Raw genomic sequence first — 26,345 nt, 5'->3', positions numbered from 1 at the left:
GGAAATTCTTGATGCCGCAACGTCCCAACTTTCTAGTGATCCTGGCCGATGACCTGGGCTTTTCCGACCTCGGCGCCTTCGGTGGCGAAATCAACACGCCGAACCTCGATGCGTTGGCCAGCAATGGCCTGCGCCTGACCGATTTTCACACCGCGCCGACCTGCTCGCCGACCCGTTCGATGCTCCTGACCGGCACCGACCACCACATCGCCGGCATCGGCACCATGGCCGAAGCATTGACCCCGGACCTGATCGGCAAACCGGGTTACGAAGGGCACCTGAACGATCGCGTGGTCGCCCTGCCCGAGCTGCTTCGCGAGGCCGGTTACCAGACCTTGATGAGCGGCAAATGGCACCTGGGCCTGACCGCCGAACTGGCGCCCCACGCCCGGGGTTTCGAGCGTTCGTTTTCGCTGCTGCCCGGTGCCGCCAACCATTACGGCTTCGAGCCGACCTACGATGAAACGACGCCACGGCTACTGAAATCCACCCCGGCGCTGTACATCGAAGACGACCAATTCATCGATGAACTACCGAAGGATTTCTATTCCTCCGATGCCTTTGGCGACAAGCTGCTGCAATACCTCAAGGAGCGCGACCAGACCCGGCCGTTCTTCGCCTACCTGCCGTTTTCCGCACCCCACTGGCCATTGCAGGCGCCGGCCGAGGTGGTGGAAAAATACCGCGGGCGTTATGACGCCGGCCCTGAAGTGCTGCGACTTGAGCGCCTGGAAAAACTCAAAAAACTGGGGCTGATCGAGGCCGATGTCGAGCCGCATCCGTTGATCCAGCTGACCGCACAATGGGATGCCCTGAGCGACGAGCAACGACAGATCTCCGCGCGGGCCATGGAAGTTTATGCGGCGATGGTCGAGCGCATGGACTGGAACATCGGGCGCGTCGTCGATTACTTGCGCCAGCAAGGGCAACTGGACAACACCTTCATCCTGTTCATGTCCGATAACGGTGCCGAAGGGGCGTTGCTGGAGGCCTTTCCGAAATTCGGCCCGCAGTTGCTGACCTACCTCAACCAGCATTACGACAACAGCCTGGACAACATCGGCCGCGCCAACTCCTACGTCTGGTACGGGCCGAACTGGGCGCAAGTGGCGACCGCGCCGTCGCGGCTGTTCAAAGCCTTCACCACCGAAGGCGGGATCCGTGTTCCGGCGCTGGTGCACTATCCGCAGCTGCCGCTCAAGGGCCAGATCAGCCACGGGTTTGGCACGGTGATGGACATCACGCCAACCATTCTGGATCTTGCCGGTGTGCGCCATCCGGGCAAGCAATGGCACGGCAAACCCGTGGCGGAAGTTCGCGGGAAGTCGTGGCTTGGGTTCCTGTCGGGCGAGACGGCGCAAGTGCATGACGAGCACACCGTCACCGGGTGGGAACTGTTCGGTCGGCGCGCCATTCGACAGGGGCAATGGAAGGCGGTGTACATCCCGGGACCGGTGGGGCCGGCGACCTGGCAGCTGTATGACCTGGGCAATGATCCGGGGGAGATTCATGACCTGGCGTCGAGCCAACCGCAGAAGCTTGGTGCCTTGATCGAGCATTGGCAGCGGTATGTGGATGAGACTGGGGTGATTCTGAGTGAGTCGCCGTTTCAGCCAGACTAAACATTACCCCCTGTGGCGAGGGAGCTTCCTCCCGCTGGGTCGCGAAGCGGCCCCCTTATCCCGAAAACGAAGGGAGCTGCTGCGCAGCCCAACGGGAGCAAGCCCCCTCGCCACAAGTACGAGTCAGACTTGAGCGGTTTGTGTCCTAACACCTACCGCCTCTTCCTTGCGCTCAAACCGGTTAGCCCGCGCAAACGTGCCGAAATCATTGAACCGCACGCCCATCTCACGCATTACCCTATGCCCCACCGGCACGGTCAACTGGCGGATGTAGAACGGCTCCTTCACCACAAAGTGATGGATGCCGTGGCTGCTGCCGAAGTTGAAGCAGAACGCCTGCAACGGCCACAGCCACGGGGCATTGAGTACCTGGCACTGCTGCATCACGTTGCCCGGTTCCACATCGCCGTAGTAATGCATGTTCGAGCTGATGAAGTGCAGGCAGAACGTGCGCAACACATTCGGACCGATGATCACCACCGCCGCGATGTCGATCACCTGCATCACCGACAACGTGGTCGCCGACCACTCGATCGGTGCGCCCATCAGATGCGCAATGCCGTTCGCTGCGTGGAAACCGAGAAGCACGTACCACGCGCCCCAATGCATCAGCGCCAGCGGTGCGTAGACCTTCAGGGTGCGCTGGACGATGCTGATCTTTTGCGCCCAGGTCTTGGCCCGCAGCATGCGGATGAATGACGACATCATGTTGTCGCCAATCATCAAGAATCGTGCGATGCCCCATGGCTCGCCGTTGGTGATGGCGCGTTCTTCCATGTCGGTTTCAGAACCCGACACCTTATGGTGATTGAGGTGCAGATGGCGGCGAATCCACGGGTTGATGGTGCTCGGCCGTGCCAGCCACACCAACCCCATCATCAGGTTGTGCGGCACCTTCTGCTTGCGGAAGTACATGCTGTGGATCAGGTCGTGTTCCAGCTCATGGGTCAACGAGGCGAAAAACGCGTTGAGCAGCAGGCACGCCCACCACGCCATGTGCCCGCTCATATAGAGCGCCGCCGAACCGATCATGCCGGCCAGGGCGAAGGCCAGAATGCCCGCGCCGAGGGCGTCCTGATGCTTGAGAATCGGGTATTGCTCGCGCAGCTCGACGCCTCTGGCCAGCACCACTTCACGGATATGGGCCGATCGTTGGGCTGCATTCAGTCGTTGGGGGCTTGCAGAAGTACGGTCCATGCTTCCATCCTCTGGTTATTGATGGTTGCATCCTGCCTTGCGAACCCTCGCAACGCGGTAGCCGAGAACGCCAACCTGTTGACTGGAAGCGCCAATCAGCATGACTGAACCGACCTCCCTCGCCAGCTGGACCCGCGCCCTGCGCAAGCAACTCGATGCCTTGGGCATCGACAGCACCGCCCTGTGCCAGCAATCGGGGCTCGACCCACAACTGATGGACGACCCGAATGCGCGCTACCCGCTGTCGGGCACCACGCACCTGTGGAATCTGGCGGTGCAGGCCAGCGGTGATCCGGCGATCGGTTTGCGGGTGTCGCGTTTCGTCAGCCCGACTACCTTCCACGCGCTGGGTTATGCGCTGGTGGCCAGCGGCAGCCTGCGGGAAGTGTTCGAGCGCATCGTGCGCTATCACCAGGTGGTCAGCGATGCCCTGGAACTGGAACTGACCCGCGCCGAGGATCGCTACTGTTTCCGCCTGAAAATCCCTTCCGGCAACCCGGCCCCGGCCCTCGAGGCCATTGATGCGTTCATGGCGATTTACGTGCGCACCTGCCGCAATCGCCTGGGTCGCGACTACGCGCCGCTGGCGACCTACCTGCGCCGCCCGGAGCCGGCAGACGCGCATCAATGGCATAAAGTCTTTCGCTCGCCCGTGCACTTCGGCGCCGACGAGGATCGGCTGGAATTCGCCCTCGTCGATTTCGACAGCCACCTGGACGATGCCAATCCGGAGCTGGCCGAACACAATGAAACCGTGCTCAAGCGCACCCTGGCGCAACTCAAGTTGCTGACGTGGGAACGCAAGGTCCGCGATGCGATTGAAGAACAACTGCCCGAAGGCGAACCCAGCGCCGAACACATCGCCAAGGCCCTGCACCTGAGCCTGCGCAGCCTGCAACGGCACTTGGCCGATGAAGGCTGCCGGTTCGATACGCTGCTCAATGAAAGTCGTGAAAACCTGGCGCTGCTGCACTTGCGTGACCCGCAATGTTCGTTGAGCGAGATCAGTTATCTGCTCGGGTTTGCCGACACCAGCAGCTTCAGCCGCGCCTTCAAGCGCTGGACGGGGATGACACCGGGGCAGTTTCGGGATGGGTTGCGCTGATCAGCCTTTGACCAGGCTGCGCGCCATACCCTCGTTCCACTGTTCCAGCATCGCCTCTCCAACCTCGGCAAAGGCACTGTTTGCCTTTATGTGTTGGCCCATCTCGCCCATCGCCATTGCCATCCCATGGATGACTTGTTGCAGCAATTCGTTGCAGCGTCCCTCGGTCAAATTGCAGGCGGAGCGGCCAAACCGCATCAGCATTTTGTACTTGGGCCACGCCTTCGATCCGCCCAATAGCAACGCCATGCTATCGGTCTTGATGTAGACCGACGTGGTGATGATGTCGTAGGCAGGTGCCAGGCTGATTGGTGCATCGACACCACAGTCTTCGTACAGAACACCGAAGTTTTTCAGGTGCGCGTCGCCATTCTTCAAACCCGATGACAGCGCGACGATTTTGAAAAACGACTCCAGTGCCTGATTGAGCAAAGGCGGAGAAACAAAGGCCTTGATCTGCTTGGCCGCACCTTCGTACGAACCATCGTATTTGGCTTTTGATGGCCAGGCATTGAGCACGCAGAAGTCCTCGAACCCCAGGTAACCTTTTTCATTCAAGTCGAAGCGTTCAACGATCAAAAACTTGCCGTGCTCACTGAGTTCAAACTTCGGCACCTCAAGACCCGAATGCAACGCCGCCCGCATGCAGAAGTATTCATTGCCAGCGAGTTCCGGGTATTGCTCTGGACGAAAGGCTTTGACCAGATGCGTGGCCCCCCGATGGGACAGCCGATCGATGGTTGACGCGCTGTCACGCACCAGTACCTTCGGTTGCACACCGGAAACGCCTGAATACTGGCCATAGGTCTGCAAGAGGCCTTCGAACAGACCTTGCGCGCCGTCATGTACAAGAAGCTCCGCCAGGCTGGTTTCAGGTGGCTGGTCGACCGGCCCCGGGGCCTTTGAAATGCCGACTCTTCCGAGCTGGTGCGGGCCGACTATGGCAAGCATCGAAAAATCGTCAAACCCCCGGACGGCCTTGCTGAAGCGACGAGTCAGTTCATCGCGCAGGGCTCCCTCTGGCAAATTCATTTCAAAAACCGGTGGAACACCTGGTTCCCACGCGTAACTCTCCAGCCGCACCGGCATGGTCAACGAGACGGCGTTTTGTTCTGACGCGTTTTCGGCGTAGGCAAACACGGTGTCGATGGGAGGCTGGCCACGACCAAGGACTCCCACCGCACTGTTGGAAACGCTGATAGCCAGTCGATCCTTCTCCTGCGGCTCATCCATGGAAATCCACCTTTTTGAGGGTGTCCAGCGTTGGCCGCTTCGACTGTCGCGGCACTGCTGTCAGTTCATAACCGAAGCCATTGAGGATCGCCTCGACCTTGCGCAGACCAATTTCGGAGAGGGTGTTGTTTTCGATACCGGAGATCGTCGCCCGGCTCATTCCGTACTGCTGTGCCAATGCCTGCTGGGAGAGTTTTCTTTCCTTGCGTAACGTTCGGATCAACTTGCCAAGGTTTTCCATTTCACCGCCATGCATCGTATACAGTGCATAATTTGTTAGATTAATGGTTATGCATTGTATTTAGTGCAGATACTGACTGAAGTCCAGCTACATTTGCTGACGCCCATTTCAATCATCAAACCATCGCCAACACCCGCAACCGCTCGGCATCGAGGATTTCGATTTCGCCGTAACTCAACCCGATGACCCCCTGCCCCTGCAACTCCTTGAGGATCTGGTTGGTGGTCTGGCGCGACAGCGACAACATGGCGGCAAGCTGCTCCTGGGGCAGTTGCAGGACGCGGCGCGGTGGAGCGGTCTCGCCATAGCCTTCGGCGATCATCAGCAAGCGGTGCGCCAGCCTGGCCGGGGCCGGCAACAGACTCAATTGTTCGAGATTGATGAAGGTCATGCGCAGCTTCTGGCTCATCAGCAACGCCAGTTGCCGCCAGTGCTGCGGATGCTCGTCGAGCAGCGCCAGCAAGGTGTTCTGGGGGATGTGCAGCAGCGCGCACTGGCCCACGCCGTAGGCATCGTGGGTGCGTGGCTGGCCGTCGAACAGGCAGATTTCGCCGAACCAGTGCGGCGGCTCCACCAGGCTCAGCAACGCTTCCTTGCCCTGCTCGCTCACGGCACCGACGCGCACCGCGCCTTCAAGCACCGCGTACAGGCCACAGGGCGGATCGCCACGTTTGAACAGCCGCTGGCCCGGCGACAGCCGCCGCAGCCTGGCCGCCGACAGCAGTCTATCCTGTAGGGAATCAGGCAAATGGCTGAACCACTGACCGCTCATCAGGCGTGGACGCCAGACCTGCATATCCATGAAAACTCCTAGAGATTGTCGCCTGGCTGACAGAGCGGGAAGTGACCCCGGGGCATGATCAATCACCCCACAGGAGAACAACAATGAAAAACCTCGTCGACCACCTCAGTCAATACGCCGCCTATCACCGTGACCCGCGCAACATCGCCTCGCACTTTATCGGCATTCCGCTGATCGTGGTGGCCGTCGCGGTGTTGCTGTCGCGGCCGCAGTGGTCGCTGGGCGGCGTGTGGATGTCACCGGCGGTGCTCGTCTCGCTGGCATCGGCATGGTTTTACCTGCGCCTGGAGTTGCGCCTGGGCGTGTTGATGACCGTGTTGCTCGGGCTGTCCCTGTGGGCAGGTCATGCGCTGGCGCAGCAAGGCACGCTGGTCTGGCTAGGCAGCGGCGTGGCAATGTTCGTGATCGGTTGGGCGATCCAGTTTGTCGGCCATCACTACGAAGGGCGAAAACCGGCATTTGTCGATGACGTGACCGGGTTGATTGTCGGGCCGTTGTTCGTGGTGGCCGAGTTGGCGTTCATGCTGGGGATGCGGCATGACCTGAAAGAGCAGATCGAGGCGCGGGCGGGTGGGGTGCGAGTCAATCCGAAGCGTGCTGCTGTTTAGATCACATTCGCGGGCAAGCCCGCTCCTACAGGTTTTGAGGTTGGCCACAAGTTTTGTGCTCAACACCGATCCTCTGTGGGAGCGGGCTTGCTCGCGAAGCTTTTGATTTTAAATGTTCGCGACCTTCTGCCAGACCTTCGGCTTGAAGAACAGCGTCTCTCCCTTCGCCAACCCGATCAGGCTATCGTGATCCTTTACCACTTCGGCTTCGATCAGATCGCTCTGCCCCTCGACCTTCAACGTCACCCGCGTCGTCGCGCCCAGCGGACGAATATCGCGCACTTCAGCCGCGTGGTGGTCTTCCAGTTCATGGCGCGACAGCGACACCTCGTGCGGGCGGAACAGCACGTGCTTGTCTTCGCCCAGGTGCAGACGGTTCGAATCACCGAGGAAGTGATAGACGAAATCGCTGGCGGGGTTTTCGTAAACGTCACCCGGTGAACCGATCTGCTCGATCACACCCTTGTTCATCACCACGATACGGTCGGCGACTTCCATGGCTTCTTCCTGGTCGTGGGTCACGAACACCGAGGTCAGGTTGATGTCTTCGTGCAGGCGCGCCAACCAGCGGCGCAGTTCTTTACGGACCTTGGCGTCGAGGGCGCCGAAAGGTTCGTCGAGCAGCAGCACTTTCGGCTCCACCGCCAGCGCTCGGGCCAGGGCAATGCGCTGGCGCTGACCGCCGGAGAGTTGTTCCGGGTAGCGGTCCGACAACCAGTCCAGTTGCACCATGTTCAGCAGTTCGTGAACCTTGGTTGCGATCTGGCTTTCGCTCGGGCGCTGGTTTTTCGGCTTCATGCGCAGGCCGAACGCGACGTTGTCGAACACCGTCATGTGGCGGAACAAGGCGTAGTGCTGGAACACAAAACCGACGTTGCGATCACGCACGTCATGGCCGGAAACGTCTTCACCGTGGAACACGATGTTGCCCTGATCCGGGGTTTCCAGGCCTGCGATGATCCGCAGCAGCGTGGTCTTGCCGCAGCCCGACGGACCGAGCAGTGCGACGAGTTCGCCGCTCTGGATGTCCAGGCTGATGTTGTCCAGCGCCTTGAAGGCATGGAAGTTCTTGCTGACGTTACGCACTTCGATCGACATGAATTATTCCTCCGCGGCGCTGGTGCGCAGGCGGTTAATACGGTTTTCGCTCCACTGCTTGAGCAGCAGGATGAAGAGCGCCAGGATCAGCAACAGGCTCGCCACGGCGAACGCGGCCACGTGGTTGTATTCGTTGTAGAGGATCTCGACGTGCAGCGGCAGGGTGTTGGTCACCCCGCGAATGTGCCCGGAAACCACCGACACCGCACCGAACTCCCCCATGGCCCGCGCGGTGCACAACACCACGCCGTAGATCAGGCCCCATTTGATGTTGGGCACAGTGACGTGCCAGAACATCTGCCAGCCGTTGGCCCCGAGCAGGCGCGCGGCCTCCTCTTCCTGAGTGCCTTGCTCCTGCATCAGCGGGATCAGTTCACGGGCCACGAACGGCACGGTGACGAAGATCGTCGCCAGCACGATGCCCGGCAGGGCAAAGACGATCTGGATGTCGTGATCTTGCAACCACGGCCCGAACAGACCCTGGGCGCCGAACATCAACACATAGACCAGGCCCGCGATCACCGGCGACACCGAGAACGGCAGGTCGATCAGGGTCACCAGCATGCTCTTGCCGCGGAACGAGTACTTGCTCACGCACCACGCGGCGCTGACGCCAAATACCAGATTCAGCGGCACCGAAATCAATACGGCGATGACCGTGAGCTTCAGCGCCGACAGCGCGTCCGGTTCAAAGATCGCGGTGAAAAACGCCCCGAGGCCGAGCTTCAGTCCCTGGGACACCACGATGAACAGCGGCAACAACAGGAACAGCGCAAAAATCAGCCAGCCAAGGCCGATCAGGATTCGCCGCGAAGTCGCACTGCCACGGCGGGCAGCGTTCGAGGAAGCGGCAGCAATAGATGATTGGGACATGGGTGCGCCTCCTTATGGGGTTTCGATGCGCCGCTGCAACAAGTTGATCAGCAGCAACAAGACGAAGGAAACCACCAGCATCAGTACACCAATGGAGGTAGCGCCGGTGTAATCGTATTGGTCGAGCTTGACCATGATCAGCAGCGGCAGAATCTCGGTTTTCATCGGCATGTTGCCGGCGATGAAAATCACCGAACCGTACTCGCCGACCCCACGGGCAAAGGCCAGAGCGAAACCGGTCAGCCATGCCGGAAGCAGTGCCGGCAACAGGATATGGCGGAAAACCTGCAAGGGCTTTGCTCCCAGGCACGCTGCCGCTTCTTCCACTTCACGGGGGATATCCGCCAATACTGGCTGTACGGTACGTACTACGAATGGAAGTGTCACAAAAGTGAGGGCAAGGGTGATGCCCAGAGGGGTGTAGGCGATCTTGAAACCCAGATCCGCTGCAAATTGACCGACTAGACCGGTGGGGGTGTACAACGCCGTCAGCGCAATACCGGCCACCGCCGTGGGCAATGCGAATGGCAGGTCGATCATTGCATCGATCACTTTTCGTCCAGGGAAGGTATAGCGCACTAATACCCAGGCCAGCAGCGTGCCGATGATGCCGTTGATGATCGCGGCACAAAGCGCCGTGCCGAAGCTGAGCTTCAACGCGGCCAGCACCCGTGGCGCCGAGATGATTGCCCAGAACTGATCCCAGGTGAGTTGAGCGGCATGCACGAACATCGCCGCCAGTGGTATGAGCACAATCAGGCTGAGGTACACCAAGGTGTAGCCCAGCGTCAGCCCGAAGCCGGGTATGACGGGGGAGATACGACGCGACATAAAAGTCCTTGGTTGAGAACGCAATAAGCCCCGGAGATAAATCCGGGGCTCGTTGATGGCTATTTAAGATTACTGCGCCTGGTAGATCTGGTCGAACACGCCCCCGTCATTGAAGAATTTCGGCTGAGCGGTTTTCCAGCCGCCGAAGTCCTTGTCGATGCTCACCAGTTCCAGTTTCGGGAACTGCTGGGCGTACTTGGCGGCCACGTCCTTGTCACGTGGACGATAGAAGTTCTTCGCCGCGATTTCCTGGCCGGCCGGGCTGTACAGGTGCTTGAGGTAGGCTTCGGCGATCTGCTCGTTGCCCTTTTTCTCGGCGTTCTTGTCGACTACCGCCACCGGTGGCTCGGCGAGAATCGACAGCGAAGGCACGACGATGTCGAACTTGTCGGCGCCGCCCTCTTCTTTCAGGGCCAGGAAGGCTTCGTTTTCCCAGGCCAGCAATACGTCGCCCTGACCGTTGTTGACGAAGGTAATGGTCGAACCGCGAGCGCCGGTGTCCAGCACTGGCACGTGCTTGAACAGGGTCTGTACGTATTCCTTGGCCTTGGCTTCGTCGCCGCCATTGGCTTTCAGGCCATAGGCCCACGCCGCGAGGAAGTTCCAGCGTGCACCGCCGGAGGTTTTCGGGTTCGGCGTGATCACCGAGACGTCGTTCTTGACCAGGTCGCCCCAGTCCTTGATGCCTTTAGGGTTACCCTTGCGCACCAGGAACACGATGGTCGAGGTGTAAGGCGTGCTCGCTTCCGGCAAGCGTTTTTGCCAGTCGGCCGGCAGGGTTTTGCCGAGCTTGGCGATTTCGTCGATATCACCGGCCAGGGCCAGGGTCACGACGTCGGCACGCAGGCCATCAATCACCGCCCGACCTTGCTTGCCCGAACCGCCGTGGGATTGCTGGACCTTCACGGTGTCGCCGGCGTGATCTTTCTGCCAGAACTTGATGAACTCAGCGTTGTAGTCCTGGTACAGCTCGCGGGTCGGGTCGTACGACACGTTGAGCAGCTCATAGTCCTTGGCAACGGCGGAACCGGCAAAAAGGGCGCTGGCCAGGGCGGCCAAAGCGAAATGACGAATCGACGACATGGTGAAAGCTCCTGGAATTCCTGGTGTGTTGGCTTTTTCTTATGGGATATCGCGTTGCCTGATTCGCCTCAGCCCGGCTTGTTGCCCGGCTGCTGCAAACGGAATTTTTCTTTGCGCTCGATCTGCACCACCTGGGCGTTGTGCACGGTGATTTCCACGGCGCCAAAGCGCAGATCGCGCAGGGCACTCTGGATTTCACGCAGGATGGTGGCTTCGTCTTGACCGTCGACGCTACGCAGGGATGCGCTCATATTGCTGCTCCTTCAACTGAGAGGTTGCCTCGCAGTGTCGGCACTGCTTGCGGCTTGAGAGCAATACTAGAGAGACACAGATATTCTTAAAAAGACTATTTAAGAATGTTTATATAACCAGAAGAGATTAACTGAAGGGACAAGGGCTTGAGGTGAATAGCCCTCTTTCAAGCACACAAAAAAACCTGTGGGAGCGTCGACCGGCTGCTCCCACAGGGTTTGCGCCTATCCAATCACCGGCGCATGAGCCCAATCCAGCTGCGCCGCTGGTACCGGCCGCCCGAACCAGTAACCCTGACCAAGATCACATCCCTGTTCGAGGAGGAAAGCAGCCTGTTCGACCTGCTCGATCCCTTCGGCATGCACCTGCATGCCCATGCTTTGCGCCAGGGCAATGATCACCCGTGAAATCGCCGCATCGTCCTCATCCCACGGCAAACCGGCAACGAAGCCCTGGTCGATTTTCAACTTTTGCACCGGCAGACGCTTGAGTCGCAGCAGCGATGAATAGCCCGTGCCGAAGTCGTCGATGGCCAGGCGCACACCCAGCTCGCGCAGGCGATGCATCTGCTCCAGCGCGACTTCCGGGTCTTCCATCACCGCGCTTTCGGTGACTTCCAGCTCGAGAAACGCCGGCTCCAGCCCGGTTTCGCGCAGGACTTGCGCCACCTGCTGATACAGCTCACGACGGGCGAACAGGCGCGAAGAAACGTTGACCGCGACGAACGACAGCACCACTCCGCCCTGCTGCCACTGGCACATCTGCCGGCACGCCTGCGCCATGACCCAGGCATCGATTTCGGCGATCAGACCGGTTCGTTCAGCGACCGGTATGAATTCCGCTGGCGACACCAGGCCCCGCTGCGGGTGCTGCCAACGCACCAGCGCCTCGACGCCAATCAGGCGATTGGTCTTGAGGTCGTGAACCGGCTGGTAATAAACCCGCAACTCTTGCCGATCCAGGGCGCGGCGCAATTCGAAGGCGATCTCCACCCGTTGCTGGGCGTGGGCCGTCAGCTCTTCGGTGTACAGGGCATAATCATTGCGCCCCGTGCTCTTGGCCTTGAACAGTGCAGAGTCGGCATTGCGCAGCAGTTGCTCAACGCTCAAGGCATCGCCGGGGAACAGGCTGATGCCGATGCTGGTGTTGATGAACAACTGATGGTCATCGATAGAGAATGGTGCTTTGAGGCCGTCGATGATCCTCTGGGCCAACGCAGCGGCCTGAACCAGTTGCGGACAGCTTTCGGCGAGTACGGCGAATTCATCTCCGCCCAGCCTGGCCAGGGTGATGCCCGGACCAAACATGGCGCCCAGGCGCTCGGCCACAGCCTTGAGCAACTGGTCGCCAACGGTATGCCCGAGGCTGTCGTTGATCATCTTGAAGTGATCGAGATCGATCATCAGCAGCGCGCAGCCACGTTTGTGGACCTGTGCCGAGGCCAGGGCCTGTTCCGCGCGGTCGGTGAACAGCAGGCGGTTCGGCAGGTCGGTCAGCGGGTCGTGGTGCGCCAGGTGCATCAGCTCGTGTTCGGAGTTCTTGATTGCACTGATGTCGGAAAACACCGCCACATATTGGCTCGGTTGGCCGTTGTCGTCGTGGATCAGTCGAATCGTTTGCCATTGCGGGTAAATCTCGCCGCTTTTGCGCCGGTTCCAGATTTCCCCGCTCCACTCCCCGGCACTGTCGAGTGCGACAAACATCGTCTGATAAAACTCAAGGGAATGTCGCCCGGACTTGAACAGATTGGGCCGCCGCCCCAGCACGTCCTCACACCCGTAACCGGTGATCTCCATGAACGCCCGATTCACATGGACGATCACGCCTTCCCGATTGGTGACCAGCACGCCTTCGCGGGTGCAGTCGAACACTGCCGCTGCCTGGCGCAAGCGCATGCGGTCGGCATCGCGCTTACGCAATTTGTCGCCGATCCCCAGACACCGCAGCAGCCGCGCTCGGGCAATGAAGATCAACCCGGTGCTGAACAGCACCCAGACATAACCGTTGATCAGTTGCCATCGCAGTCGCTCGGCAGAGCTATCGAAGAAACTGTTTAATAAATAGCCACTGATCTGCAGCCAAACCGCAGAAAGCAACAGATAGAGCAGCGCCGCGCGCAAGGCATCGAGATAGGTGGCAGACATCCGGCGGTCCATGTCCCTACAAAAAGGTTGGAATGATGGTTTAAAGACACATCCAGCCACTCTTATCTGAAAGGGCGACTGGTTTTCTGTGTGGGCTTAGTGATAATGCAACGGCTGTTTTTTCTTTATTGAGGGCCCTACAGCCTATGTGGTACGAAGGTTTTCTTGGCTTGTCGCCCTGGTCGCTGGTAGCAATCACCCTGCTGATGACCCACGTCACGATCATCGCCGTCACGGTCTATCTGCATCGTTACTCGGCCCATCGCTCCCTGGAGCTGAATGGGGGCCTTAAGCATTTCTTCCGTTTCTGGCTGTGGCTGACCACGGCACAGAACACCCGCGAGTGGACCGCCATCCACCGCAAGCATCACGCCAAATGCGAAACCGTCGATGACCCGCACAGCCCGGTCATCAAGGGCTTGTCCACGGTGCTGCGCAAAGGCGCCGAGTTGTACCGCGCCGAAGCGGAAAACCCCGAGACCCTGCGCATCTACGGCAAGAACTGCCCCGAAGACTGGATCGAGCGCAACCTCTACAGCCGCTACCCGCTGCTGGGCATCGCGATCATGGGCGTTATCGACCTGCTGCTGTTCGGCACCATCGGCATCACCATCTGGGCCATCCAGATGATGTGGATCCCGGTATGGGCCGCCGGCGTGGTCAATGGCCTGGGCCATGCCATCGGCTACCGCAACTTCGAATGCCGCGATGCGGCGACCAACCTGGTGCCTTGGGGCATCCTGATTGGCGGCGAAGAACTGCATAACAACCATCACACCTACCCTAACTCGGCAAAATTGTCGGTGAAGAAGTGGGAATTCGACCTGGGCTGGGCGTGGATTCAAGTCTTCAGCTTCCTGCGCCTGGCCAAGGTTCAACGGGTTGCGCCGATTGCCCATCGCGTCGAAGGCAAGGGCAACCTGGACATGGACACCGCCATGGCGATCCTCAACAATCGCTTCCAGATCATGGCCCAGTACCGCAAATTGGTGATCGGCCCGCTGGTCAAGCAAGAGCTGGAAAAGGTCGATCACTCGGTACGTCACCAGTTCCACCGGGCCAAACGCCTGCTTTCGCGGGAGACCAGCCTACTTGATGACAAACACCACGTGCGCATCCAGAACATGCTCGAGCACAGTCAGGCGCTGAAGGTAATTTACGAGAAACGCCTGGCCCTGCAGCAGATCTGGGTCAAGACCAGCTCAAATGGTCACGACATGCTGGCGGCCATCAAGGACTGGATACACGAAGCCGAAGCCAGCGGAATTCAGTCCCTGCGCGAATTCGCCGATCAGTTGAAGACCTACTCCCTGCGTCCTGCCGCTGTCTGATTGCAGCGCACAGCCGCAAAACCTGTGGGAGCGAGCCTGCTCGCGAAGGCGGCGTGTCAGCCAATATTGAATTGACTGGTACCCCCTTTTCGCGAGCAGGCTCGCTCCCACATTGATTTTTGGCCGCAAAAAGGCATCGCCAGTACCGCCCGGCGGGAGCCAGTTCCCTCGCCACAAAAGGTGGGAACTTCATCTGAAAAGCCCTATCTCAAAGACACTTCGCCATCCCCGGCGGGCTTGATGTTGGCCGCGATCGCACGCGGCATGCCCTTTGAGATTTGTGTCGATGGACGAAAAAAACCTGCAAGACTCATCTCCGTCCCATTGGCCCGAGGCCGCGCAGACCCTGTTGGCGCTGATGCACGCCCAAGGCGAAGTCGCACGCCTGAGCGAACGCGAACAGTTGTTCAACACCTTGCTGATGAGCGTCAACGCGGTGCTGTGGGCATTCGATTGGGAAACCCGCCAGGTGCTTTACGTCAGCCCCGCCTATGAACGGATCTTTGGCCGTTCGGCCGATCTACTGCTGGCCGACTGCAATCAATGGCGCGACAGCATTTACCCTGACGACCTGGACTATGCCGAACGCAGCTTGGCCGAAGTGCTAGACAACGGCGCCGTCGAAGATCGCGAGTATCGAATCATTGCCGCCGACGGCCAGATGCGCTGGCTTAGCGACAAATGCTACATCAACCGCCAGGCCGAGCCGGGGCAACCGGTGATCATCGTCGGTATCGCCGAAGACATCACCGACAAGAAGCGGATGGAAAGCGAACTGCACCGCCTGGCCACCACCGACGCCCTGACCCAGAGCAGCAATCGCCGGCATTTCTTCGAATGCGCCCACCAAGAGTTCGCACACGCCCGTCAACGGGGCGAACCGCTGTCATTCCTGATGCTGGACATCGATGACTTCAAAATCATCAACGACACCTACGGTCACCAGGAAGGCGACAATGTGTTGCAGCGCATCGCCGATAGCGGCCGCGCAGCGCTGCGCCGTGGCGACCTGTTCGGGCGCATTGGCGGTGAAGAGTTCGCAGCGGTGTTTCCCGGCTGTACACCGCAGATGGCCCTGCAAGTGGCGGAACGCTTGCAACGGCAGATTCAGCGATTGCGTTTCACCCATGAAGGCCGGACGTTCGGCATCACCGTCAGCCAGGGCCTGACCAGCCTGACCGCCGCGGACGAAAACGTGGAGAACCTGTTTTCCCGTGCGGATGCTGCGATGTATCGGGCCAAGCGCGAGGGTAAAAATCGGATTGTCACTGTCTGACTGTTTTTGAAGATTCACAACTGTGGCGAGGGGGCTTGCCCCCTCGCCACAAGGCTCGCTCCCACAGGAATTCGCGTGAAACCTACTTCTTGCGCAGGCGCATCAACTCCGGCAAGCCAATCTTGAGCAACCGCGCCGTCCGGCTCTTCGCCAGTTCCTCGATGCCCTCATGCTCGGTCAGACGCGCCATCTGCGCCGCCATGTTCATCACCAGCGCTTCGCGGGAATAAACCCCGCCACCGAGCTGGTAGGCCGCCGCAATCAGCTCCCGCAACTCCAGCGGCAGGCGCCAGCGCGTGCGCAGGGCCGAACCATAGGCCGCGCCAAATTCAACCAGCGCTTCGCCCACTTCCTCCTGCTCGTCCAGTTCGCCACCGGCCTGTTTCCATTCCTGCAAACAGCGCAGCAACGCCAGATCGCCGAGACGATGCAGCATGCCGGCGCAATAGCAACGCTCCTGATCTAGATCGAGCAGGCGCGCCAGGGTTCGCGCGTATTCGGCGGTGTGCAGCGACAGATCCCAGTATCGCTCGGCATAGTCGGCCAATTGCGGATCGCTGAGCCGGGCACTGCGCTTGAGCGCCAGGCCGAGAATCAGGTTCATGCTCTGCCCGGTGCCCAAGCGATGCAGCGCCTGGGACAGGCTTTGCACAGCGCCGCCGTTGTGGTGTGCCGCACTGTTGGCGGCGGCGATCAGCACGGCCGTGACCTGCGGATCGGTGCGGATTTCGTCTTCCAGCACCGTCAGGTCGAGGCCATTGGGATTGAGGCTGCGTTTGACCGCCACTTGCACGTCGGTCATCAGCGGCGCGCCGTCGGCCAATTCCCGGCGACGCTCCAGAAACACCGACAACGTCATGCCCGGTGCCAGCGACGGCACTTCGCACGAGACTTCTTCGCCAGCATTCAGCAGTAAGCCCTGCAACCGATGGGTCAGGCTTTCCATATTCAGAGGCTTGGTCAGGTACGCGGCCGGCACCAGCGGCAAGGCCTCGCGTACGCTGGCACTGTCGTTGCGACTGCTCATGAGGATGAAGGGCAGCGGCGGGTTGCGTTTGCGCTGACGGATGTTGCGCAGTACATTCAGGCCATCGACGCCCGGCAACTCCCAGTCGGCGATGACCAGGTCATAGGGGTTGGCGGCCAATAGCTCCAGCGCTTGCTGACCATCGGCGCACAAGTCCAGCCGCGCATCGCAGCGTACGTTCAACAACACTTCCTTGAGCAAATCCCGGGACCAAGGGTCGGCCTCGGCGATCAGGACTCTTGGAACGGCGGGTAAAATGACAGTTGTCATACAGCTCTCCCTGGCAATGCAGGAACCTTAGCCAATGCTGGCCATTCGATACAGCGCTAATGCGCGGGATGTGTTTCCAGGGACATGAAAAAACCCGCCGAAGCGGGTTTTTTGTGGATCAGGTCACACTGGGTGATCAGAGCTCGGAGAAGCACTCTTCGATGATCGCCAGGCCTTTGTCCAGTTGCTCGTCCGGCGAGGTCAGCGGTACCAGGACGCGCAGAACGTTGCCGTAGGTGCCGCAGGACAGCAGGATCAGACCCTTGTCGCGAGCCTTGGCCACAACGGACGCCACGGCTGCGGCGTTCGGCTTGTGGCTGTCGCCGTTTTCGAACAGCTCGACAGCGATCATTGCGCCCAGGGCACGGACTTCACCGATCACCGGGTACTTGGCCTGGATGGCCTTCAGGCCGGTTACCAGACGCTCGCCAACAGCCTTGCAGCGATCCAGCAGGTGCTCTTCTTCGAACACTTCCATCACGGCCAGGGCCGCGGCGCAAGCGATCGGGCTACCGGCGTAGGTTCCGCCCAGGCCGCCTGGAGCGATGGCGTCCATGTATTCGGCCTTGCCGCACACACCGGCCAGCGGGAAGCCGCCAGCGATGGATTTGGCGAAGGTGGTCAGGTCGGCAGCAACGCCCATCTGTTCCATGGCGAAGAAAGTACCGGTACGGCCAGCGCCAGTCTGTACTTCGTCAGCGATCAGCAGGATGCCGTGCTGGTCGCACAGGGCACGCAGACGCTTCATGAATTCTTTCGGAGCGACGTAGAAACCACCTTCGCCCTGAACCGGCTCGATGATGATCGCAGCGATGTCTTTCGGCTCGGCGTCGTTCTTGAAGATGCGTTCGATGGAAGCGATCGAATCGTCGATGCTCACACCGTGCAGTTCGTTCGGGTACAGCGCGCGGAAGATGCCGCCTGGCATCAGACCCATGCCGGCCGAGTAAGGCACGACTTTACCGGTCAGGCCCAGGGTCATCATGGTGCGACCGTGGTAGGCGCCGGTGAACGCGATCACGCCGGCACGGCCAGTGGCGGCACGGGCGATCTTGATGGAGTTTTCCACGGCTTCGGAGCCGGTGGTCACCAGCAGGGTTTTTTTGTCGAAATCACCTGGGACCTTGGCGTTGATTTTTTCGCACACTTCCACGTACGGCTCGTAGGCCAGAACCTGGAAGCAGGTGTGGGTCAGCTTGTTCAGCTGCTCGGTCACGGCGGCGATGATTTTCGGGTGCACGTGGCCGGTGTTCAGTACGGCGATACCGCCGGCAAAGTCGATGAACTCACGACCTTCAACGTCGGTTACGGTCGCGTTCTTCGCGGATTCGGCGAAGATCGGGTGAATCTGGCCAACACCACGTGGAACAGCAGCGGTACGGCGGGCCATCAAAGAAGCGTTAGTCTTGCTCATACATTCCTCATTCACCGCTCATCGGGCGGCGTGGTTCAAGGATAAAGCGACGGGGAGCAACGGCGGCAGCATGCGATGATCGACTGCCACAGCGTTCCCGGCCACCGAGAAAATTCCGGTTTGAAGCGGCGCAAAGGGACAGCGCTCTCGTGCCCTTTGCGCTTGAAGCAATGCCGTGCCGGGCTTAGATGCCCAGGCAGAGGTATTTGATTTCCAGGTAATCTTCGATGCCGTACTTGGAGCCTTCACGGCCCAAGCCCGAGGCCTTGATACCGCCGAACGGCGCGACTTCGTTGGAGATCAACCCGGTGTTGACGCCGACCATGCCGTATTCCAGGGCTTCCGCCACACGGAATACGCGACCCAGGTCGCGGGCATAGAAGTACGAGGCCAGACCGAACTCGGTGTCGTTGGACATCGCGATCACATCGGCTTCGTCTTTGAAGCGGAACAGTGGAGCCAATGGACCGAAGGTTTCTTCCTTGGCCACGGCAGCGTTATTCGGCACGTTGGTCAGAATGGTCGGCTCGAAGAAGTTACCTTCCATCGACTTGCCGCCAGACAGCACGGTGGCGCCTTTGGAAACGGCGTCGGCAATGTGCTCTTGCACCTTGGCTACGGCTTTTTCGTCGATCAGCGGGCCAGTGGTGGTGCCTGCTTCCAGACCGTTACCGATCTTGAGCTTGGCCACAGCCACTTTCAGCTTCTCGGCGAACGCGTCGTAGACCGAATCCTGAATGTACAGGCGGTTGGCGCAGACGCAGGTCTGACCGTTGTTGCGATACTTGGAAATGATCGCGCCTTCGACGGCCTTATCCAGGTCCGCGTCGTCGAACACGATGAACGGCGCGTTGCCGCCCAGTTCCAGGGACACTTTCTTGATGTCCTTGGCGCATTCCGACATCAGTTGACGACCGATTTCGGTCGAACCGGTGAAGGACAGCTTGCGCACGATCGGGTTGCTGGTCAGCTCGCTGCCGATGTCGCCGGCGCTGCCGGAAACAACGCTGAACACGCCAGCCGGGATGCCGGCACGCTGGGCCAGTTCGGCCAGGGCGAAGGCGGAGAAAGGGGTTTGCGAAGCAGGCTTGAGCACCATGGTGCAACCGGCGGCCAGGGCCGGGCCGGCTTTACGGGTGATCATTGCAGCCGGGAAGTTCCACGGGGTGATTGCAGCGGTCACGCCGATTGGCTGCTTGATCACGATCAGGCGCTTGTCTGGCTGGTGGCCCGGAATCACGTCACCGTAGATGCGCTTGGCTTCTTCGGCGAACCACTCGATGAAGGAAGCGGCGTAAACGATTTCGCCCTTGGCTTCGGCCAATGGCTTGCCTTGCTCCAGAGTCATCAGGCGAGCCAGGTCTTCCTGGTTCTCGATGATCAGCTCGAACCAGCGACGCAGCTTGGTCGCACGCTCTTTGGCGGTCAGTGCACGCCAGGCCGGCAGCGCTTTGTCAGCGGCTTCGATTGCACGGCGGGTTTCGGCAGCGCCCATTTTCGGCACGGTGCCCAGAATTTCGCCCGTTGCCGGGTTGTTGACCTTGATCGTCTGACCATTGTCCGCATCAACCCACGCGCCATCGATGAAGGCTTGCTGGCGGAACAACTGGGTGTCTTTAAGCTGCATGTCGGCTTTCCTTAACAGCACCGCAACGAATGCGGAGCAAATTATGATTGTAGAAAGGCGCCTCGATAGGCTGCCGTCAGGGAAATCATTCACCGGGCTGAAGCACATAAATAGCGCACTGATTCAAATCGTGCGGTTCAGCACCCAGACAAGAGCGTTTGAAATCTCAAACGAATCCTAGGATCAAAGGGGGTAAAGGACAATAGCCTGTTCGAAAAAAAGAACGAAAACGACGCTTTTGCCTATTTTTTCTGATCAACGTAGCAAACGCGCGTTACAGCTTTATAAAAACGCAGGCGATTCAGCAGCATGGACGCCCGCAGCGCATATGCGTATTATGGCGCCCGCTGCACCAGTAGCTCAGCTGGATAGAGTACTGCCCTCCGAAGGCAGGGGTCGTGGGTTCGAATCCCGCCTGGTGCACCATACTTTGTAGCGAGAAAGCCTCAGGCCTTATGGGTCTGGGGCTTTTTTGTGGGTGTTTGAAGGCTTGGCGCCTAATGGTCAATGCTGTTTTTTTCAAACAGCCGGGCGATGTCTCTCGCACTATGCAGTACACGTTCGACCTTGATCTCGTCGCCCACCAGACAGTAGAAAACCAGATATCGGCCATGGGCAAGCATTCGCAATCCCTTGGCGCAATCGTCTCTTGGAACACCCAAATTCGGTTGATCGATCAATCGTGTGCACTGCGTGCGTAGCTCACGCACAAACGTCCGGGCTCGTTCAGGGTTGTCTCGGGCGATAAAACGAGCGACTTGCAGCAGATCGTCCCGTGCCAATGCAGAGAAAAGCAATTGCCTCATGGACGGCTTTGCTCGGCTGCTACCTCATCAATCAGCGCATCAAGCTCGGCAAACACGGTATCGGCAGCAATGGCCGGACGCGGATCGTTGCGGCTGGCCGCAATGGCTTCACGAAGTTCGGCAGCCTGCAGCCGATCCAGCAGCTGTTGATAGGCCGCGTGCGGTAAAAGATAGGCGGCAGGGCGATTGTGGTTGAGCACGGCAACAGGCTCGGAACCCGCTTGCTCGATTACAGTGCTCGGGCTGCGCTTGAGCTCCGTGATACTGACCGAACGGCTTGCAAGTAGCTGCTCCATGACGGCTCCAAAGGTACGAAAAAAAGTACCTTATAGTGTTCCATTCCCTGCATGAGGGTCAACGAGTCTCCGACCGGTGCTGTCCCGGCCCACAAAAAAACCGCCGAAGCGGTTTTTTCATTCTGTCGTCCAGTCGAACTCGTCGTACTCATCATCGTCCTCGTCGTCCTCGAAAAACTCCTCTTCAAGGTCGTCGTCTTCAACAATGTCTTCTTCCGGCTGATTCAGCAGAAAATCCTTGCGACTCTCGGTAATTGCTCGCCGCAGTTCCTCGCCCTTTTGTGGGCAGTTGAGCATTTGGGCGATGCGGTCGATTTTTTTTGCCACGGCATCCTCCAACGCATCGGCTATAGCCTGATAGTGCGCGCTTTCGGGGGTGGATGCCAAATCCCCGGAATGCCGCGCACGTCAGTTTCCTGCAAATCCGCTGGGGTGATCAGCCTTTAGCGGTGATAGCGCCGTACCACACTGCTGTTTCTCAGGACGTGGCCTTTGATTTTTTCCAGCAGCTGCGCACGGGTCAGGCCGGCGGGCAAGGCTTCCGGGGGCAGGTCCAGGGCGTAGATCTGGATGATGTAGTGGTGCGCGCTGTCGCCAACGGGCGGGCAAGGGCCGATGTAGCCGGTGGTTGCCTTGCTGTTGGTACCGCCGACGCCCTCGAGGCCGGGTTTGCTCCCGGCGCCGGCAGGAATCTGGTGGGTGCCGGCCTTGATGCCGTAATGCACCCAGTTATCGACGCCCTGGCCTTTCTGGCCGTCAGGGTCGTGCATGACGATGGCGTAGCTTTGGGTGGCTGCCGGGCCGGCGTTCCAGTTCAATGCCGGGGAAATGTTATGTCCGCCACAGCCCGCGGAATCGCCGGCGGCGGCGGACGTGAACAGACGGTCATCGGAGACACCCGGAATGTTCAGGGTGAAGCGCTCCTGGGCCTGCGCCGGAAACTGCACGCAAAGGGCGACTGCCAAGGCCGCGAGCCAAGGGTTCATTGAGGTCAATCGGGGCATACCGGAGCACCTTGTGCGTGTTGGGCCGTCGTCGGCGTGCAAACTATAGCCGGACCGTTCACGCCGTGGCAGGGGGGAATTGGCTGAACCTCGCGATAAGCACCAGACTCATAAGTGAAACGTCTGTCTGGAGAGCAATCATGACTCTGCATCGTGTTGCGCGTGTCGCCAATGTGCCCGAAGACCGGGGTCTGGAAGTGCAGGTCCAGGACAGCAAGATTCTGCTGTTGCGGACCGGTGAACAACTGCGCGCTTATCAGGCCGAATGCCCGCATGCCGGAGCCCCGCTGGCGGACGGGGCGATATGCCATGGGCGCCTGACCTGTCCGTGGCACAAGGCGCAGTTTCGGATCGAGGATGGCGGGCTGTGTGAACCGCCAGCCCTGGACAGCCTCAAGCGCTATCCCCTCGAAGTCCGCGACGGCGACATCTGGGTCGGCGACCAGCCGATGCCGGGTGCCCACCCGCCACCGGCCGACGATCCACGAATTTTCATCATTGTCGGCGCTGGCGCAGCAGGCACGGCGGCGGCAGCGGCGTTGCGCGAGAAAGGTTTCGGCGGCCGGTTACTGTTGATCGACCGCGAAGCCGATGCCGGATACGACCGCACCGCGCTGAGCAAATACGTGATCGCCGGGGAGATGCCGCTGGACGAAGTCCCGCCCCTGCGCGACGAGGATTTTTACCGCGAGCAGCGGATCGAGCGCCTGCGAGGCGAAGTGGCAAGCCTGGATGCGCCAAACCGGACGTTGCAACTGACTGACGGCCAATCACTGACATACGACGCCGCGCTGCTGGCCACCGGCGGCGTGCCCAACCCGCTGACGCTGCCCGGCGCCGACCTGCCGCAAGTGTTCGTCTTACGCTCCAAAGCCCATGCGCAACAGATTCTGGACAGCGCCAGCGCCGGCCAGCGGGTGGTGATCATCGGCGACAGTTTCATTGCCATGGAGTCCGCCTCGTCCCTGCGCCAGCTTGGCCTGAATGTGACCGTGCTGGCCCGCCACGACGTGCCGTTTGCCAAACAGTTCGGTGACACGGTCGGCAAGGCCATTCGCGCACGACATGAAGCCAATGGCGTCGTTTTTCATACCCAGGGCAATGCGGTACAGATCGAAGGGACGGACAAGGTCGAAGCCGTGCGCCTGGACAACGGCCAACGCTTGCCGGCCGATCTGGTGCTGGTCGGCATCGGCGTCACGCCAGCCACTGCTGCCTTCACCGGGCTGCCGAAAGAGCGGGATCACTCGCTGCGTGTCGACGGCGCAATGCGCGTGGCCGACGGCCTTTGGGCGGCTGGCGATATCGCCACGTTCCCGCTGAACAACCAACACCTGCGCATCGAACACTGGCGACTGGCCCAACAGCAGGCGCGGATCGCTGCGGCCAATATGCTGGGCGGTGACGAGCATTATCTCGATGTGCCGTTTTTCTGGACCTGGCATTTCGGTAAAACCTACGAATACCTCGGGCACGCCGAGGCCTGGGACGAAGTCGAGTTCAAGGGCGACCCTTACGATCCGCCCTTCATCGGCCTGTTCGGAAAAAGCGGCGTGGTGTCAGCAGCGGTAGCCTGCGAGATGGACCGGGCCATGGCGATGCTCGCCGAGCGGATGAAACAATCGTTGCCCTGGGAAGAGGCATGGCGCCTGATCCGTGACGTTCCCTAGGGATGCCGGACAGCAAAACGCCCGGCGCCTGCGCGATGCAGAGGCCGGGCGTTGCAGAGTTAACAGCCGCCGTTATTCGGTGGCACCAGCATCTGCGAACTTGCTCATCACAAAACCGGCAAACTCTTCGACGGTCATTTTCTGGCCGTTGAAGTCCACCTGATTGTTGGCGTAATGCAAGTTGGTGACGATGTTATTGCCGTCCAGTTTTGCCAGTTGGCTGCCGACTGCCATGCTGCTGAACATGTCTGCGGTGGCGGTGGCCTGGTCGGCAATCAGCTTGGCATCGGTCTGACCGGCGATTTGCGATTGCACGGTAAGCACATCGACCAGCATGGCTTTGGACACTTGCAGCTTGAAGTCGAGCAGCGCGATCAGCTGCCTGACCAACTGATCGGTCGGCAGATCGATGGCTTGTGGCTTGGTCAGGTCGAGCACCATATTGGCGCGGCTCTCACCGTTAGCGGTGTTGAACGACAGGTTTTCCAGGGCCACCTGCGGACCAGCCGCCAGCAGTTTTTCCAGGCTGGACTTGAGCAGTGCTTCTTCGGCTTCGGTCAGTTTCAGCTCCGGCGCCGGCAGCCCGGCCGCCGTCGCTTCCGCTGCCGCCCTTTCATATGGCTGCAGTTTGCTCTGGTAAACCTGCATCAACGACAGGGTGGCTGGAATGTCGAGGTTCTTCAGGCTCATGGCCAGCGCACCGGAACCAATGGCCTTGCCGTTCAGGGACACTTCGCCGACCTTGTAATCGGCACGTCCGGAGGCGTTGCTGCCCTTTTCTTCGGTCAGGTTTTTCATCTCGAATTTCTTGAAGTCCAGCACCGACTGCTTGACGCCGAAGGTCGATTTGCCACTGGCCAGCTCAAGAACGTTTTCGCCGGTGTAGAAACCGTAGGTACTTTTTGTCAGGTTGCTGGCCAGGGTCAGGCCGCTCAATTCAACCTGCACCGGTGCCTGGTCCTCGGAAACGGTGGTCACCTTCAGGCTGTCCATGTAGCCGTTGGCCTTGACCTTCTGCGCCTGGGCACTGGCGTCGACGTCGATGCTCAAGCCGGAGAACTTCATGCTCGACTTGTCATCCAGGGCCATTTCCAGCGGCTGCAACTCGAAGGTGGCATTGGTAGCGTTGTCATAGCCGATATTGACCACGCCGGTCAGCGGGGACTTGTCCTTGGCGGCGGCGAACCACTTCTCGGTGGACGGGGTCTTTTCCAGTTCGTAGTGACTGGTCGCCAAGACCGGCAGCCACTTGAGCGACATCAGCCGCGAGAACGGCAACGGGCCGTGTTCGATGTGATCGACAAACAGCAATTCGACCGGCGTTTCGCCGAACATTTCACCTTCGCCCTTGAGGCGATAGTGTGCGGTGCTGCTGAATACATGACGTTCCAGCGACACCAGTTCCAGCGACGCGGTGCCGTTGGAGCCGACCATCGCCGCCTGCAATTCCTTGTTGGCATTGGCAATCGAGGTGTTCAACACACCTTCGATTTTGCTGCCGGTGAACCAGGCTCCGCCTGCGCTGATGACACCGATTGCAACAACAATCCCCAGTAGCACGCCTGCTGATTTATTCATGTATGCCCCGTTCATGTCCGTTGTTAAAAGTGAGGTCGTCTTCCCTGAACCCATGACGGGTTGCGGCTCGACTGCGCTGAAAGTGAAATGCAGATTAGCACCGGGCGCGACGAACGGCTCAATGATTAAGGGTGAAAGAGTGTCTTTGGGGGGGGCTCACTGGGGCTGGGGATTCTTTGCGCCTATACAATCGCCTTCGCGGGCAAGCCCGCTCCCACATTGGAATACTTACTCCTGTGGGAGCGGACTTGCTCGCGAAGGCGTCTGTCCTGCCAACACAGAATCAGGAATACTGAACCTCGATCTCATCCAGTTGATGATCAAAGCTTTTGAGCCGCGCAGTCCAGGTGTACACCAGCACTTCGAAGTCGCGGTTGATCACCGCCCCGCCAGTCACTTCCGCGCGCGGATCGCAGACGTCCAGTTGATAGCGTTCGCGGGCCATGGCCGTGGCGACATCGGCCAGTTCCCGGGCATTGCTGAGCCAGTGCCGACCGTCGTCTGCCACTTGCCGGTCCAGCGCCAGGCATTGTTTTTTCAGGCTCTCGAGGCTTTTTTCCAGCGGCGTGCCGGTCAATTCGCCCATGACTTCCTGAAAGGTGCGCCCCGGTTGCCAGTAACTGCCCCAGAAATAGCGGTCGAACACCGTTTCGACACGACGCAGCGCCACCTTGGTGTCCCAGATCAGGACCAGGGTCTTGCCTTGTTCGAGTTGTCTTTTTTTGATGCGTTGATTCTGGACCGAGGCCCAGGCCACCACTGCAATGGACATCACGGCAATCAGCGCGGCGGCACTGTCGAGGAACGCCAGAGCCTTGTCGATCTGGTGGGCCAGCATGATGCCGTAGAAATAGGTGGCCGACAGCAGCACCAACGCCACGATGGCGCACCAGAAGCCGAGAGCGTAAGGGTTTTTCATTATTGGTTCCCCCTGACCTGCGCGAGCCTTGTGCGAAG

The 26,345-nt window shown here is 59.8% G+C and carries 25 protein-coding genes and 1 tRNA gene; 7 read left to right on the top strand and 19 right to left on the bottom strand.

All coding sequences use genetic code 11. The features are described from left to right. Positions 1 to 11 precede the first annotated feature (11 nt). Positions 12 to 1,622, top strand: coding sequence for an arylsulfatase (locus KGA85_RS03570; protein ID WP_223457283.1), 1,611 nt, complete (start codon positions 12 to 14; stop codon positions 1,620 to 1,622). A gap of 123 nt (positions 1,623 to 1,745) precedes the next feature. Here KGA85_RS03570 and KGA85_RS03565 read toward each other — a convergent pair whose 3' ends face one another. Then, positions 1,746 to 2,819: a fatty acid desaturase gene (locus tag KGA85_RS03565; protein WP_223533351.1), complete on the bottom strand. Its 1,074-nt coding sequence runs from the start codon at positions 2,817 to 2,819 to the stop codon at positions 1,746 to 1,748. 100 nt (positions 2,820 to 2,919) lie between these two features. Here KGA85_RS03565 and KGA85_RS03560 point away from each other — a divergent pair, with 100 nt between their 5' ends. Next, positions 2,920 to 3,924 (top strand): AraC family transcriptional regulator, encoded by a 1,005-nt coding sequence (locus KGA85_RS03560; protein ID WP_223457279.1) that lies wholly within the window; start codon positions 2,920 to 2,922, stop codon positions 3,922 to 3,924. On the opposite strand, the gene KGA85_RS03555 is transcribed toward KGA85_RS03560, so the two are convergent. From KGA85_RS03555 to KGA85_RS03545, 3 genes are all read right to left on the bottom strand, one after another. Beyond that, positions 3,925 to 5,157, bottom strand: a complete 1,233-nt coding sequence (locus KGA85_RS03555; RefSeq protein WP_223457277.1) for a type II toxin-antitoxin system HipA family toxin — start codon at positions 5,155 to 5,157, stop codon at positions 3,925 to 3,927. Next, a complete protein-coding gene (locus KGA85_RS03550; RefSeq protein WP_104450798.1) occupies positions 5,150 to 5,398 on the bottom strand; it encodes a helix-turn-helix domain-containing protein in 249 nt (82 codons plus the stop codon). The genes KGA85_RS03555 and KGA85_RS03550 overlap by 8 nt, the downstream gene beginning before the upstream one ends. A 115-nt stretch (positions 5,399 to 5,513) precedes the next feature. After that, positions 5,514 to 6,200, bottom strand: a complete 687-nt coding sequence (locus tag KGA85_RS03545) for a Crp/Fnr family transcriptional regulator (RefSeq protein ID WP_223457275.1) — start codon at positions 6,198 to 6,200, stop codon at positions 5,514 to 5,516. An 83-nt stretch (positions 6,201 to 6,283) separates the two neighbouring features. Between KGA85_RS03545 and KGA85_RS03540 the strand changes: the two genes are divergently transcribed. Then, entirely contained in the window at positions 6,284 to 6,808 is a 525-nt protein-coding gene (locus KGA85_RS03540; protein ID WP_223536358.1) for a DUF962 domain-containing protein, read from the top strand. A 108-nt stretch (positions 6,809 to 6,916) separates the two neighbouring features. On the opposite strand, the gene KGA85_RS03535 is transcribed toward KGA85_RS03540, so the two are convergent. From KGA85_RS03535 to dibA, 6 genes are all read right to left on the bottom strand, one after another. Beyond that, positions 6,917 to 7,906, bottom strand: a complete 990-nt coding sequence (locus KGA85_RS03535; protein WP_085717793.1) for a sulfate/molybdate ABC transporter ATP-binding protein — start codon at positions 7,904 to 7,906, stop codon at positions 6,917 to 6,919. Between the two features lie 3 nt (positions 7,907 to 7,909). Further along, entirely contained in the window at positions 7,910 to 8,779 is an 870-nt protein-coding gene (gene cysW / locus KGA85_RS03530; protein ID WP_060543939.1) for a sulfate ABC transporter permease subunit CysW, read from the bottom strand. A gap of 12 nt (positions 8,780 to 8,791) precedes the next feature. Beyond that, complete coding sequence (gene cysT / locus KGA85_RS03525) at positions 8,792 to 9,610, bottom strand: sulfate ABC transporter permease subunit CysT (protein ID WP_007972956.1); 819 nt, start codon at positions 9,608 to 9,610, stop codon at positions 8,792 to 8,794. Positions 9,611 to 9,679: 69 nt separating this feature from the next. Next, positions 9,680 to 10,693 (bottom strand): sulfate ABC transporter substrate-binding protein, encoded by a 1,014-nt coding sequence (locus tag KGA85_RS03520; protein ID WP_223457271.1) that lies wholly within the window; start codon positions 10,691 to 10,693, stop codon positions 9,680 to 9,682. Positions 10,694 to 10,761: 68 nt separating this feature from the next. After that, positions 10,762 to 10,944 (bottom strand): sulfur starvation response protein OscA, encoded by a 183-nt coding sequence (gene oscA / locus KGA85_RS03515; protein ID WP_007975618.1) that lies wholly within the window; start codon positions 10,942 to 10,944, stop codon positions 10,762 to 10,764. 225 nt (positions 10,945 to 11,169) lie between these two features. Beyond that, positions 11,170 to 13,089, bottom strand: coding sequence for a phosphodiesterase DibA (gene dibA / locus KGA85_RS03510; RefSeq protein ID WP_223457269.1), 1,920 nt, complete (start codon positions 13,087 to 13,089; stop codon positions 11,170 to 11,172). 146 nt (positions 13,090 to 13,235) lie between these two features. On the opposite strand from dibA, the gene desA reads away from it, so the two are divergent. Both desA and KGA85_RS03500 read left to right on the top strand, forming a co-directional pair. Next, positions 13,236 to 14,420 carry a delta-9 fatty acid desaturase DesA gene (gene desA, locus KGA85_RS03505; RefSeq protein WP_223457267.1) on the top strand — a complete coding sequence of 395 codons (1,185 nt, stop codon included), beginning with the start codon at positions 13,236 to 13,238 and terminating at the stop codon, positions 14,418 to 14,420. A gap of 286 nt (positions 14,421 to 14,706) precedes the next feature. Further along, complete coding sequence (locus KGA85_RS03500; protein ID WP_223533354.1) at positions 14,707 to 15,696, top strand: GGDEF domain-containing protein; 990 nt, start codon at positions 14,707 to 14,709, stop codon at positions 15,694 to 15,696. A gap of 82 nt (positions 15,697 to 15,778) precedes the next feature. Here KGA85_RS03500 and KGA85_RS03495 read toward each other — a convergent pair whose 3' ends face one another. From KGA85_RS03495 to gabD, 3 genes are all read right to left on the bottom strand, one after another. Further along, the gene (locus KGA85_RS03495; protein ID WP_223457263.1) at positions 15,779 to 16,993 is read right to left on the bottom strand and encodes an HDOD domain-containing protein; all 1,215 of its coding nucleotides are present in this window, start codon (positions 16,991 to 16,993) and stop codon (positions 15,779 to 15,781) included. A 136-nt stretch (positions 16,994 to 17,129) separates the two neighbouring features. Further along, positions 17,130 to 18,407: a 4-aminobutyrate--2-oxoglutarate transaminase gene (gene gabT / locus KGA85_RS03490; protein WP_223457262.1), complete on the bottom strand. Its 1,278-nt coding sequence runs from the start codon at positions 18,405 to 18,407 to the stop codon at positions 17,130 to 17,132. 184 nt (positions 18,408 to 18,591) lie between these two features. Further along, a complete protein-coding gene (gabD, locus tag KGA85_RS03485) occupies positions 18,592 to 20,034 on the bottom strand; it encodes an NADP-dependent succinate-semialdehyde dehydrogenase (RefSeq protein WP_046040713.1) in 1,443 nt (480 codons plus the stop codon). Between the two features lie 349 nt (positions 20,035 to 20,383). Between gabD and KGA85_RS03480 the strand changes: the two genes are divergently transcribed. Next, positions 20,384 to 20,460: transfer RNA gene (locus KGA85_RS03480), tRNA-Arg, on the top strand. Between the two features lie 71 nt (positions 20,461 to 20,531). Here KGA85_RS03480 and KGA85_RS03475 read toward each other — a convergent pair. The 4 genes from KGA85_RS03475 to KGA85_RS03460 form a co-directional block, all read right to left on the bottom strand. Then, positions 20,532 to 20,840, bottom strand: coding sequence for a type II toxin-antitoxin system RelE/ParE family toxin (locus KGA85_RS03475; RefSeq protein ID WP_223457260.1), 309 nt, complete (start codon positions 20,838 to 20,840; stop codon positions 20,532 to 20,534). Beyond that, entirely contained in the window at positions 20,837 to 21,136 is a 300-nt protein-coding gene (locus KGA85_RS03470) for a type II toxin-antitoxin system prevent-host-death family antitoxin (protein ID WP_223457258.1), read from the bottom strand. Before KGA85_RS03470 ends, KGA85_RS03475 begins: the two co-directional genes overlap by 4 nt. A 117-nt stretch (positions 21,137 to 21,253) precedes the next feature. Further along, positions 21,254 to 21,523 (bottom strand): hypothetical protein, encoded by a 270-nt coding sequence (locus tag KGA85_RS03465; RefSeq protein WP_223457256.1) that lies wholly within the window; start codon positions 21,521 to 21,523, stop codon positions 21,254 to 21,256. 56 nt (positions 21,524 to 21,579) lie between these two features. Beyond that, on the bottom strand, positions 21,580 to 22,140 hold the full coding sequence (locus KGA85_RS03460; RefSeq protein WP_223533355.1) for a YbhB/YbcL family Raf kinase inhibitor-like protein: 561 nt from the start codon (positions 22,138 to 22,140) through the stop codon (positions 21,580 to 21,582). A gap of 140 nt (positions 22,141 to 22,280) precedes the next feature. On the opposite strand from KGA85_RS03460, the gene KGA85_RS03455 reads away from it, so the two are divergent. Then, the gene (locus KGA85_RS03455; protein WP_223457252.1) at positions 22,281 to 23,810 is read left to right on the top strand and encodes an FAD-dependent oxidoreductase; all 1,530 of its coding nucleotides are present in this window, start codon (positions 22,281 to 22,283) and stop codon (positions 23,808 to 23,810) included. A gap of 72 nt (positions 23,811 to 23,882) precedes the next feature. Here KGA85_RS03455 and KGA85_RS03450 read toward each other — a convergent pair whose 3' ends face one another. Further along, complete coding sequence (locus tag KGA85_RS03450; RefSeq protein WP_223457250.1) at positions 23,883 to 25,388, bottom strand: YdgA family protein; 1,506 nt, start codon at positions 25,386 to 25,388, stop codon at positions 23,883 to 23,885. 283 nt (positions 25,389 to 25,671) lie between these two features. After that, positions 25,672 to 26,307, bottom strand: coding sequence for a hypothetical protein (locus KGA85_RS03445; RefSeq protein WP_008049928.1), 636 nt, complete (start codon positions 26,305 to 26,307; stop codon positions 25,672 to 25,674). Positions 26,308 to 26,345 lie beyond the last annotated feature (38 nt).

The organism is Pseudomonas sp. GL-B-12 (genome assembly GCF_019955895.1).
GTDB lineage: Bacteria > Pseudomonadota > Gammaproteobacteria > Pseudomonadales > Pseudomonadaceae > Aquipseudomonas.
Note: the sequence above shows the minus strand (reverse complement) of the source record. Positions and strands in the feature narration are given on the sequence as shown.